The organism is Lysinibacillus sp. JNUCC-52 (assembly GCF_015999545.1).
Lineage (GTDB): Bacteria > Bacillota > Bacilli > Bacillales_A > Planococcaceae > Lysinibacillus.
In genome coordinates, this window is sequence record NZ_CP065546.1 from 1,349,857 (window position 1) to 1,362,487 (window position 12,631).

A 12,631-nucleotide genomic window follows, 5' to 3' on the forward strand; every position below is an offset into this window, starting at 1 on the left:
CTAAATACTATGGAGGAGCACTAATATGAGTAAGAATAATATGATAAATATTAATTCGAAAGCCGATTACATTTCAATTGCTTTTACAGGTAATTTAGAATATGGATTAATCGATGAGCTAAAAGAAGAGCTCCATGCTATTAGTTTAGAACCAAAGCATGGCTACATAATTGATATGCAAAATGTCACGAATATTGATAGTACTGGTTTTGGTATGATTATTAATTTCGCAAAGAAAGTTATGATTGCCGAACGGAAAATCGCCATTATTGTGACAGATGAATTTATTCGAAAACTGTTCGCTATCTCCCAATGTGATAAAGTATTCCCTATTGCAAAAAGTGAACTACAAGCACAGCAAATGATTAAAGAAAAAAGCTGGTCAGGTGAACTCGCACTAAGTGAATATTAGATTAGGTGCCAGGCACGCAAACAATTCTGAATTCTTTCAGTCCTCTGCGAGAACCCAAAACAAAGCCGCAACAAATCGCGTGATAGCGAGTGTTGCGGCTTTCGTTGCGCGCACGAGTGCCAGGCACTCACACAATTTTACTCTTCAATTATTTTTGTAAAAGCATATTTAATAAAACAACGATAATAACGATCGGTACGACCACTAACATTAATATGCGATATGTCTTATAAAAACCCTGCCCCATTTGACTTCCCATTAACAATTCCTTTTTCACAAAGCTTTTATCAACTACATAAGCAATAAATATCGCAATCAATAAGTTGCCCATTGGTAACATTAAATTGGACACTAAATAATCAGTAGCATCAAAAATCGACTTCCCGAAAATAGAGACATCTGCTAACAAGCTAGACGATAAAGCCGACGGAATGGCAGCAATAAAGACAATAACTCCTAGTAACAACGTTAAGACTGAACGTGACATATGCCACTTTTCTATAAATGCTGCAACAATAATTTCATATAAACTAAATGATGACGTTAACGTTGCAAATAAAAACAGTAATAAAAACAGCGCTAAAAATACTTCACCAAAAGGCATTTGACTAAATGCAGTCGGTAGCACCATAAATAATAAGCCAGGTCCAGCTTGTGGCTCTAAATCAAAAGCAAACACTACAGGGAAAATAGCTAGTCCTGCTAAAAATGACACAAGCACCGTCAGTATAACTACTGAACCTGCTGAGTTTGGTAAACTAACATCCTTTTTCAAATACGAACTATATGTAACTAAACAAGAGAACCCGACTGCCAAACCAAAGAATGACTGCCCTAATGCTTCTAATAGCGCCTTACCCGTTATATTTGTAAAATCTGGCCATAGGAAGAATTTCACACCTTCCATTGCCCCATCTAATGTTAATGCTCGAATAACAAGAACGATGAACATCACAAATAATAATGGCATCATCCACTTATTTGCTTTTTCAATACCATTTTGCACACCGAGCGAAATGACGAGTACATTTACCAGTGTAAATAACGCTAAACCTAATAACGTAATCCACGGCGTGCTAATAATTGTTCCAAATAGTTCACTCGGATTAACCGTAGAATCAATAACAGCCCCTGATACACCTAGGCCACTATATATAAATATCCAGCCCCCTACAACACTGTAAAAGGTTAATAATAAAAAACAGCCAAGTACACCCATGCGTCCAACCCAAGCCCAAGCAGGTTTCGTTGGAACTACCTTTTTATAGGCTGTGATCGCCTCCGATTGCGTACCACGCCCTAAAATATACTCAGATAATAACATCGGTAGGCCAATTAACAAAGTGAACACCACAAATATAAGGAAAAATGCGCCTCCCCCACTTTGACCTGTCACATAAGGTAGCTTCCAAATAGCCCCTAGCCCAATCGCAGCACCCGCCGATGCTAAAATAAACCCTAACTTACTGGACCATTGTCCATTGTTTTCACTCATCTCTTCAATCTCCTCAAATCTAACTAATCTCACATTAATTGTACATTAAAATAGTAATTTAGACTAGTCAATTCCCAAAGATTTCACATGCTAATGGATCTATAAACAAAAAACCCCGAGTAAGAATAAACTCGAGGCTTAATTTATTATTTTGATAAATACATTGTACGTTGTTGCTCAATCCATCTGCGCATCGTTGTAAACAGTAACGCCATAATCGCTGTTAATAGCACACCTTTGACGATATTAAATGGCAAAATACCTGCAATAATCATTTTATATAATGAATCGCCAACTACTGGCTCCATGCCTAAGAAATACGTGTACATCGGTAAAAATACTGCGTAATTTAAAACGCTCATACCTACTGCCATAACGATTGTTCCTGTTGCCAAACCTCCAACGAGACCTGCAATTGTTTTAAAACGATTAAACACAAATGATACTGGTAAAATAAATAATATACCCGTTACAAAGTTTGCAATATGACCGACTGGAACCCCTGTAGGCGTACCTGAGAAAATCCAATCCAATATATTTTTAAATAGTTCTACTAAAATACCCGCTACTGGACCCATCGTAATAGCAGCAAGTAAAGCTGGCATATCACTGAAATCCACCTCTAAGAATGCTGGGAACGGCGGAATTGGGAAATTAAATAGCATTAATAAAAACGAGATACTGCTCAGCATACCAATCGTAATAAAAGATTGCAGTTTGATATTTTTCTTCATTGAAAACTCTCTCCTCTTTGCTGATTCAATCTTGCAAGAAGAAAGGTTACGACGTAATCGATTGTTTTTTCACGAAAAAACCCTTATGCACATCAGCATAAGGGAGAAAAGGCATGATTAAATAGCGCCATTACTAGCTTTTTTTGTGCAAACAGTGCAATCCATAGACACACTGAAAAAAACGTTCGCACATAGCTTAATTCGTAACAACGAATGACGATCGTACCTTCATCTTCTCCCATCCAGACTATACTGTCGGCCTTGGAATCACACCAAGTCAGCCATGCAAAAAAATCTTTGCACAGGTCGCGGGCTGAAGAGCCATGTAGTAAATCTTACGAGCTAATGTAGTTTGTAATACACTAGCGATTTACAACTCTATTACCGCCGGTCGGGATTTTCACCCTGCCCCGAAGATGAATCAATATTATTTTATAAATTAACTATAATGTTTTATCGCACAAAAGTAAATACTTCTGCTTAAAAAATTCCGATTAAATTTGTATGTTTTAATCTGTGTGCGATGAATTCCGTTTTAGCATAAGGATTCCGCTTTCTAACACTGGAATTCCGCGATTCAGAGCTTGATTTCCGCGTTATAGCACTCGAATTCCGCGCTTCGACATCAAGATTCCGCGTTCCAGCACCCTGATTCCGCGATTCACCCTACAGCATTATTCCGACACGGAGACACAAAAAAGCAGCTATCTCCCAATAGATAGCTGCTGTACTTTGTTACTGCATCGTTTGTTTATTTGCCCCTACAGGCATGGGTAAAAACTTTGTTAAATCAAAGCCTTCCCAACTCTCCTGTACGACGTTATCTAAGCGCAGTTTTTTATCGAAGCTTGAAGCTGTCAGCATCATTGCTTCGATTAATTGCGTAGCTCTTACTGCATCCATTGTCGTCAAATCAAGCGGTGCGTCAAATGTGATGACAACACCCCCCTCTTCCTCTTTCACTGTATATGTTACATTTTCAGGGACAACGGGTACATAAATATCATCTCTTTTATCACGCATGGCAATAAGTGCCTCTGTAACAGTTGGATACGTTTGGTGGAAGTCGGGCGATAAATATTCAGTCCCATTTTCTTCTGTATATAAATAATAGTTGTAATGATGATCTTTCGTTAACTGAATAGGCTCACTTGGCTCACCAGCCTGTGAGAATTCATAAGGAGTACCATCTGCATTTTTTAACGAAATCGCTTTATATTCTGAGTCGGTAAACGTATCCTTTAACGAGCTTAAATATTTTGTTACGGAAGCTGACGCTACATCGTAATCATTTTTTTCAGGTAAGACGTGAACTAGCGTCTCTCCTTCTTCTTTCAACTCACCTTTGTATGGATGATAATTAGCAAAGCCTAGCGCTTCCTCATCAATTTGTGGTGCGTATTTTTCATACATTTGTAGTGTTGTCGGCTTTTTCTTTCCAAAATCAGCCGTTATTTTTTCATTCGGGATAACATAGGTCATTGGTATGCTATCAGCATTGCCACCTGGTAAGCCGATTCTAAATACGACTGCATTTGCTAAATCTTCTTCGTAAACCGATGTACGAAGGGATAGCATTCTTGCATGTTCGGCACCGATATTTGCTTTCATCACACCATCTGCATTTTCACTTTCTGTTACTGCTTGATCCTCTTGCATCGTAGAAAAGTTTTCAGGGGGGGCGTTTGCCTCGTCCTTCACTGGATTATTATTTGATAAAAACACGTACCCTGCTACGGATAGTACCAAAACTGCTGCAATACTGCTAAAAATAGGTAGTCTACTCTTTCTACGCTGCTTCACAGGCTTCATACTTTCATTTTCTTGAACAGCGATAGACTGCTCTTGTTCTTCAAGCACTTTTGAATCTGTCGGTTGTTGCATTGCTTCTTGAAGATGTATATTATCTTGCAGGCGGGCATCTGCAAGCAATCGCTTCAGCACTTCTTCTTTCGAACGGTCATCAGTCAGCTTCGGGGCATTCTTCAACATTTGTTCTAGTTGTTCATCGTTGTCAAATTGTTTATGAGTCATTGCCTTTTCGCCTCCTGTTCCCTTACCTGTTGTAGCTGTTGCCTTAAAAACTTAATGGCTCGATGTTGCGTCGTTTTAACCTTCGCTTCTGTCCAATCAAGTATTTGCGCCGTTTCAGCAATCGATAAATCTTGGAAATAGCGCATAATAATAACCATTTTTTGATCTCCTGTACAAATTTCAAGCGCAGACTCTATCTGCATTAATTCATCACTGGCCTGTAGCATTTCTTCTGGTGATGGTGTGGTTGAATGTAATTGTTCCGTTTCCCAGTCAAAAAAATCGAGCGAATGTTTTTTCCGCACGGCCTGCTTTCTAAAATGATCGATTGCGACATTTTTCGCAATGGCAAAAAGCCATGTTTTTTCACTGCTATTTCCTGCAAATTGTTCATAAGAACGCAGAACACGAACGTACACCTCATGTGATAGATCTTCAGCAAGTGTACGATTTTTTACTAGATAAATAAGAAACTGGAACACATCTTGATGGTATGAATCGTATAATCGATGGAACACGGAGTCATTCAAAGCACTCCACCCCCGTTCTCATAGTATTTGTCGTCTAACGCTCGCACAAGTTACATCGTAATTAATGTTTTGCTTTAAAATTTCACTATGTGCCAAATACCTGTATAAACCTCCATGCAAAAAGCTTACAGGCATTGGCATTAAGTCAGCTAATACACTTTTCAAATCAATGGGTTTTTATCGGACAAAGTTAGTCAAAGGGTAAATAGAAAGTAAAGGTTGTACCTTCTTTTAATACACTGTCGACCATAATATTCCCAGAATGAGCTTTTACAATATTTCGAGCAATGGCAAGCCCTAAACCCGTTCCCCCTTTAGAACGTGTACGCGCTTTATCTGCCTTGTAAAAACGCTCAAAAACATACGGCAAATCTTCCTGTGGAATTCCGTGGCCCGTATCCTGAACAGAGATTTTGGCAAAAGTCGGCTCCTGCTCTACTTTCACAAAGACAGAGCCTTCATCTGTATGACGCAGTGCATTATCTACTAAATTCGTTAACACTTGTTCAATACGATCCTCATCCATGCTTATTACCGCATCTTCATCAAACTCACTATTAAATAGGAGCTGCACATGCTTCTCTTTTGCTACTTGGGCAAATTTTTGTGTAATGCGCTCAAATGTCGCGTTAATCGGCACTTCATCTTTGTATAGTGTCATATGTCCAGATTCCATGCGTGCTAAATCCAATAAGTCTGTAACTAAACGTCCCATACGCTTTGATTCATCATAAATAATTTTTGTAATCTCATTACGCTCTTCTTGATCTTGAATAAAATCATCATCCATTAGTGCTTCTGAGTAGCCCTGAAGCATGGAAATAGGTGTCCGTAACTCATGTGATACATTGGCAATAAAGTCTGAGCGAAGCTTTTCTAGACGATGCTGCTCTGTCATATCACGAATAACAGCAACAGCTCCTCGTATCAATTCCCCACTATAGAGCGGACTAATCGTAAATGTATAATAATTTCCATCCATCTCAATTTCTTCTTCTAGCTTATCCTCAAACATTAATACGTGATCAAGCATATGATATAGCTCAGGTGGAATAGGCTTCGCACTTTGAGAGCCTTTATTAACAAACCATTTTTGCATTAAGCGTTCCGCAGGTGGATTGCTAAGTAAAATAGTACGATCACGATTAAACGTAATAACAGCGTCAGTCATAGAAGTTAAAATATTGGACAATTGCTCATTCTCTTGATTGATTACCTCTAAATTATGCTTTAATTGGCGTCCCATTTGATTGAATGCAACTGCAAGCTGCCCAATTTCATCGTTTTGCGTTGTCGGCATTTTAGCCTCGAAATTCCCTTTAGCAATTTCGAACGCAAGCTCGCGCATTTTTCGTAGCGGTGAAGTAATACGTGATGATAGGAAAAAGGCAAAGAATGTCGTTAACACAAAAGCAATAAACGCCGCTAAAAAGACAATTTTCGTAGTCTCTTTTGACGTTTTATGTAACGCATCTGGACTTTGGTAAATAAAGACCGCACCATGCACTTCATTTTCCACGTTTAGTGGGAAACCTAGCACGACATACGATTCCATTTTTTCTTTATCAGTCGACGATGGCATCATCATTTCCTTAATGATAGGATCATCTGATTTAAATACTTCATGGAATGCTTTATTCGCTAAAATCGCATCTTGTATTTCTTCTTTATTAACGCCTTCTTGCATCGCAAATGTTACTTCCAGATGATTAATCGCAATAAGTGCATTTGTCCCATCAGGTAAAATATCTGTTAATAATTGCGAAGTCGATTCTGCTGTCTCATTGTCGTCCACTATACTCGCTATTGTTGCAGCCGTTTGACGCAATGAAATTTCCGCTTGCTGCATGTGATAGTTTTGAAGAAATTCGAGCATTAAAACCGTGAAAACAAATAATACAAATGAAACGAGAAGCAATATGGTTACCCATAGCTTCCCGACAACACTGTTCCATATTCTATTCATTGACAACCTCAAATTTGTAGCCAACGCCCCAAACAGTGACAATCATTTTTGCAGCGTTTTCTGAAACACGATTAAGCTTCTCACGTAATCGCTTCACATGTGTATCTACTGTACGTAGATCGCCAAAGAAATCGTAATGCCAAACCTCTTTTAGTAATTGTTCACGGTCAAATACTTTGTCTGGAGATTTTGCAAGGAAATACAATAATTCATACTCTTTCGGTGTTAAGTTTACTTCGATTCCCTCTGCAGTTACACGGTGAGCATCATGATCTATCATCAAGTGTTGGAATACCACTAAATCTTTAGATGAAGATGCATTTGTTGTAGGTGAAAATGCTTGTGAGCGACGTAAAATAGCTTTTACACGTAGCACTACCTCGCGAGGACTAAATGGCTTTACAATATAATCATCTGCCCCAAGCTCGAAGCCTTGTACACGGTTTGCTTCCTCACCCTTTGCAGTTAATAAAATAATTGGCGTAGCAGCACGTTCTCTAATTTCTGCACAAACTTCTAGCCCATCTTTTTCAGGCATCATAATATCTAGTAAAATACAGTGATATTCTTTTTCTAAAGATTTCTCGATCGCTTCTTCACCATTCTCTGCTTCGTCGACTTGGTATCCTTCGCGCTCCAAATACATTTTTAATAAGCGGCGAATACGATCCTCATCGTCTACTACTAATACTGAAATATTCTCTGACACTTTCACGATCCCTCTCTTCCAAACTTTCTCTACCCTCTATTGTACATGGTACACAACGTCTTGAAAAGAAAAGAAAGCCCTTTCGCCGCAGCGAAAAGGCTTTTCGTTCCCATTGTTACGCGTAGGAGTGTAAACCCGCAAGAATTAAGTTAACAGCTATTAGGTTAAATAAAATAATACCAAAGCCGATTAATGCTAACCAAGCCGATTTTTCACCTTCCCAGCCTTTAGATAGACGTAGATGTAGGAATGCTGCATAGAATAACCATGTAATAAGAGCCCATACTTCTTTCGGGTCCCATCCCCAGAAACGACTCCATGCAAGTTGTGCCCAAATCATCGCAAAGATGAGTGCGCCTAACGTGAAAACTGGGAAACCGATAATTACAGATCGATAACCAATTTCATCTAATAATTGTAGATTTACACGTTTAACAAGCGGCTGGAATATTGCGCTAATTCGTCGACGTGCAATCAGGCGAATTAATAAGTATAGTAATGACCCTACTAATAATGACCAAACGACTGTTGTTAATTTTTTCGCATTAATGAGTGCAGGCATTTCTACTAATGGCGACATGCCATGTTCCTCAACTGCCTCATAATCGTGCATACCAAAAATCGGTGGCAAATTGTAAGTAATTTGACGAGATACACCTTCTTTATCAAGATACGTGTATTTCGATTCGTAATGCATAGCACTAAATGTAGATGACACAATAACAAACCCAATAACAACAACTAAACAGTACATAACCGCTTCAAGCCAGAAACGTTGCTTTGAAGGTTTCTTTAAATCAACTACTTTTAATAAATAAATTAATCCTGCAACTGCACTAATTGCTAATATTGATTGCCCCATTGCAGCTGTAATTACGTGAATTGTTAACCAATAACTTTGTAATGAAGGTACCAATGGACTTACTTCGCTCGGGAACATCGACGCATATGCAATAATTAAAAGCGCTACAGGTAACGCTACAAATCCTAATGCTGTCAGACGATAAATAAAGTAAATTAAAATGAATGCTGCAACGATAAACATCCCAAAAGCAGTCGTAAATTCAAACATATTACTTACAGGAGCGTGCCCTGTATGAATCCAACGTGTAATAAAATAACCAAGTTGTGCAAGGAAACCAATAATCGTAACTGTGATTGCCAGTTTACCCCATTTATCAGTATTTTTACCTGAAGCATTGGATTGTTTAATTGCACCGCCAAATAATAAGGTTGCTACTAGATAGGCTACAAATGCAACAAATAATAGATTCCCACTTAAGTCAATTAAACTCATAAGGTGTTGTCACCTTCCTTTTCATTTTTGCCACGGCTTGTGGACGCTTCGTCCTCTTCTGCGGTATCTAACTGATCTTGATATTGTGGTAGACCAGCAAATGCAGTCACGGCATCTAAATCTTTTTTCATGCTAAACATGTTTTTGTTTACGTGGGCAGCCATCAGTAATTTACCATCTGGCTCTACTTGTAACCAAAGACGACGGTGATTCCAATATGAACCAATCGCAACGCCAATCATGAAAATAATACCACCAACAAATAAAATAGGGATTGTGCGGTCTTTACGTATCGTAAAGCCTGACAAATCTCGTGTTTCTACACTTGTAAATTTCATTTTGTATTGATTTTCGCCTAGTGGTTCTAGTGTTTGTTTAATCGCAACAAAGCTTGTTTCACCCTCTGGTGTTTCTGGTGTCGTCATTTTAAATAGAAATGCTGGATTATTAGGAACAGACGTCGCAGTTTGCGGTACACCATTTTCAAAACCAGAGAAGTCTGGTGTGTAGACAAGTAGTTTAACAGATGTACCATTTCCTAAATCGTAGTCCTTTTTAGGATTTGTTAAATCGACTTCTACTGTACCCAGTGATTGCTCAGTTGTTTTATTGACTAGTTCAAAATTCATTTGCTTTAATTCATTTAGACGATAATCCATTTGATATAATGCGTAGCCTGCTTCTTTTAACGGATGGTTCACTCGAACAGAATAATCTTTTACCTTCTCTAGATTATCTATATCACCTGCGATGGCATCTTCAGGCTGTTTGTATAACGTGACATTTGTTTGGAAGTTTTTCGCAACGACGTTTACACCTTGTTTTAGCTGTTCGCCTTGTGGTGTATTATCATGTGTTTCTAAAATAAATTCATGATTTTCAATAAAATAACCTTCCATGCCAGTGATTGCACGTTTTTCACCTTCACGCACCCATATTGATTCATCGACATAAAAACCAGGAACTAAACGCAACATAACCCCTGCTAAAAAGATAATGAGGCCTACATGATTTATGTACGGACCGTAACGAGCGAAACGTCCTTTTTCTGCTAACAAAGCACTTCCATCGCGACGAACTTTATATTTCATCTCAGTCATTTTCTTTTCGACCTTATTAAGCGTCTCTTCAGGGCTTTCCGTCACTTGCCCTTCCGCAATAATACGTTGGCGCTTCATAAAGCTTTCATGGCGCTTTACTCGTTGATTTTTCAATGATTTATAAAGTGGTATACCACGGTCAAGACTTGCAACAATAATCGAAACTGCAAGCATCCCTACTAAAATTTGGAACCACCAAGAGCTATATAAATCAGAAAGACCTAATGTATAATAGATTTTCCCTAAGAAACCATAAACATCCTCGTAATATGCTCCTTTTTCTATGTCAGAAGCTTTTACGTAAAATTCTTGCGGTAGTAACGTACCGATTGAAGCTGCTATTAACGTGATAATAATTAAAGCGATTCCAACTTTAACACTAGAGAAAAAATTCCAAATTTTATCGACAATTGTTTTGTTGTACGTTTTTGAGCGAATAGCCGTACCATCATAGCGCATATCGACAACTTTATTTTGTTTTTCTTCTTCGGTTAAAGGACGACCACATTTCTCACAGAGCTTCGTGCCAAACGGATTACTATGTCCACAAGCACAAATAATATTCTCCATCGTCAATTACCCCTCATTTTGGCTTTATTAATTCCATGTAAGAAGCGATATTCGCCTCTGTCATTTCTCCTGTAGTAATTTTAACTACCTTACCATCTGGATCAATTAAAACAGTTGCAGGTAAATTCCCAACATTATAGGCAGTCATAACACTTTTTGTTTTGTCAATTACTACAGGAAATGTAAGACCGTACTTATCGACAAAATTTTGCACTTCAAAATCTGTTTGTGCAATATTGACAGCTAATGTTTGAACACCTAGGTCTTTAAAGACTTGATATTGATTGTTCATCGCAGGCATTTCCTTCTCACATGGCTTACACCAAGTTCCCCAGAAATTCAAAAATACCCCCTGCCCTCTATAATCAGACAGTTTGTGTTTCTCTCCATTTAAATCTACTAACGTGAAGTTCGGTGCCTCAGAGCCAACTGCTACTAACTCTACCTTATCCTTTGTCGCTGTCCCGTAAACAGTGTACCCTATGGCAAGCGCCAAAATAACTAAAATAATGGTACGGGTTACAAGACGTTTTTTCTTTTTCTCCAAGTTAATAAACCCCCTACTCAAATACGCCTCGAGGTAATTATGTCGATATTTCGCCTTTTTGCAAGAAACATCTGTTATATCTCCCCGAGACTTACTTTGTTCAGCATCTGCTGGATAAATTTAAAACTGGTGGACTATTCTCACCTATTATAGCAAAATGATACAAATTAACTTAGTTATTAATTATGAATGATTTATGAACGTTTTCACACGAGGAAAGTGAAAAACTCACTATACGGATAACCGTATGTTCACTTTCCATCGCTAATGTCCGTTTAGCCGATTTGTCCCGTTTCAGCTAACACACGCAGTTGCTTGACTTCATGTTTCGACAATTCACGGTATTCTCCTGGTGTTAAGCCATATAAATCTAAAAATGCAAAACGTTCACGTTTCAGTTTAACGACTGGTGTGCCGATTGCCTCAAACATACGACGCACTTGACGATTTCGCCCTTCGTGAATAGTAATTTCACAAATCGCCTTGCCCGCTTGCTCATCAAAAGAAGTCATACTCACTTTTGCTGGTGCTGTTTTACCATCTTCTAGTTTAATACCACGTTGCAGCTTTTTTAGCCCCTCAATTGTAGGTATACCTTTTACTCGTGCAATGTACGTTTTATCAATTTTAAATTTTGGATGCGTCAACATATAAGAAAACTCTCCATCATTTGTCAGTAATAATAATCCAGATGTATCATAATCTAGACGACCAACAGGGAAAATACGTTGCGGAATATGCTTAAATAAATCTGTGACAGTTTTGCGTCCTTTATCGTCTGTTACAGCAGAAATTGTTCCGCGTGGTTTGTATAGTAGGTAGTAGACTTTATCTTCTTTCTCAAGCTTTACACCTTCTACTTCAATTGTATCCGAGTTAGATACTTTTGTTCCTAGTTCTCTTACAACAACACCGTTTACCTTTACTTTACCTTCTACAATTAATTGCTCTGCTTTACGCCTTGAAGCGACACCAGCATAGGCAATAACTTTTTGTAATCTTTCCATTCTTTCACCTCTAGTTAAAAATGTAACCTTTTTAAGATTATTTTTCCCGTCAATCTGTGAAAATTATGTCATACTTTTGTGTAATATAAAAGAGAAACTAATTACGCACTAGTAATACGATAATTCTAAATAGTGTATTATTTGCTAGTTTTTCGATTATTTTTCTGTCCGTAGCCTAAAGATTCTTCGATATACACTATTTATTTCTAATATAGACCAATCAACAAAAT

Annotated in this window: 11 protein-coding genes and 1 riboswitch; of the genes, 1 reads left to right on the plus strand and 10 read right to left on the minus strand. The window is 38.1% G+C overall.

The genetic code is table 11. The annotated features are described in order from the left end of the window. Positions 1-25 precede the first annotated feature (25 nt). Positions 26-412, plus strand: coding sequence for an STAS domain-containing protein (locus tag JNUCC52_RS07050; protein ID WP_337981788.1), 387 nt, complete (start codon positions 26-28; stop codon positions 410-412). 148 nt (positions 413-560) lie between these two features. Here the strand turns inward: JNUCC52_RS07050 and JNUCC52_RS07055 are convergent, their stop codons facing one another. The 10 genes from JNUCC52_RS07055 to JNUCC52_RS07100 all read right to left on the minus strand — a co-directional run bounded on the left by JNUCC52_RS07055 (position 561) and on the right by JNUCC52_RS07100 (position 12,401). Continuing rightward, a complete protein-coding gene (locus tag JNUCC52_RS07055; RefSeq protein ID WP_337981789.1) occupies positions 561-1,907 on the minus strand; it encodes a sodium-dependent transporter in 1,347 nt (448 codons plus the stop codon). Between the two features lie 146 nt (positions 1,908-2,053). Then, on the minus strand, positions 2,054-2,641 hold the full coding sequence (locus JNUCC52_RS07060) for an ECF transporter S component (protein ID WP_173478276.1): 588 nt from the start codon (positions 2,639-2,641) through the stop codon (positions 2,054-2,056). 226 nt (positions 2,642-2,867) lie between these two features. Continuing rightward, positions 2,868-3,063: riboswitch (FMN riboswitch) on the minus strand. A 313-nt stretch (positions 3,064-3,376) separates the two neighbouring features. Further along, positions 3,377-4,675, minus strand: a complete 1,299-nt coding sequence (locus tag JNUCC52_RS07065; RefSeq protein ID WP_337981790.1) for an RNA polymerase subunit sigma — start codon at positions 4,673-4,675, stop codon at positions 3,377-3,379. Next, complete coding sequence (sigX, locus tag JNUCC52_RS07070; protein ID WP_173478274.1) at positions 4,672-5,205, minus strand: RNA polymerase sigma factor SigX; 534 nt, start codon at positions 5,203-5,205, stop codon at positions 4,672-4,674. Before sigX ends, JNUCC52_RS07065 begins: the two co-directional genes overlap by 4 nt. Before the next feature lie 190 nt (positions 5,206-5,395). Next, positions 5,396-7,171, minus strand: a complete 1,776-nt coding sequence (locus tag JNUCC52_RS07075; protein ID WP_173478273.1) for an ATP-binding protein — start codon at positions 7,169-7,171, stop codon at positions 5,396-5,398. Next, complete coding sequence (locus JNUCC52_RS07080) at positions 7,164-7,880, minus strand: response regulator transcription factor (protein ID WP_024361488.1); 717 nt, start codon at positions 7,878-7,880, stop codon at positions 7,164-7,166. Before JNUCC52_RS07080 ends, JNUCC52_RS07075 begins: the two co-directional genes overlap by 8 nt. 115 nt (positions 7,881-7,995) lie before the next feature. Continuing rightward, positions 7,996-9,177: a c-type cytochrome biogenesis protein CcsB gene (ccsB, locus tag JNUCC52_RS07085; RefSeq protein ID WP_173478272.1), complete on the minus strand. Its 1,182-nt coding sequence runs from the start codon at positions 9,175-9,177 to the stop codon at positions 7,996-7,998. Beyond that, positions 9,174-10,847 carry a cytochrome c biogenesis protein ResB gene (gene resB, locus JNUCC52_RS07090; protein WP_173478271.1) on the minus strand — a complete coding sequence of 558 codons (1,674 nt, stop codon included), beginning with the start codon at positions 10,845-10,847 and terminating at the stop codon, positions 9,174-9,176. The genes ccsB and resB overlap by 4 nt, the downstream gene beginning before the upstream one ends. 13 nt (positions 10,848-10,860) lie before the next feature. Continuing rightward, entirely contained in the window at positions 10,861-11,394 is a 534-nt protein-coding gene (gene resA / locus JNUCC52_RS07095) for a thiol-disulfide oxidoreductase ResA (protein WP_173478270.1), read from the minus strand. A 275-nt stretch (positions 11,395-11,669) separates the two neighbouring features. Continuing rightward, a complete protein-coding gene (locus tag JNUCC52_RS07100) occupies positions 11,670-12,401 on the minus strand; it encodes a pseudouridine synthase (RefSeq protein WP_173478269.1) in 732 nt (243 codons plus the stop codon). Positions 12,402-12,631: the final 230 nt, after the last annotated feature.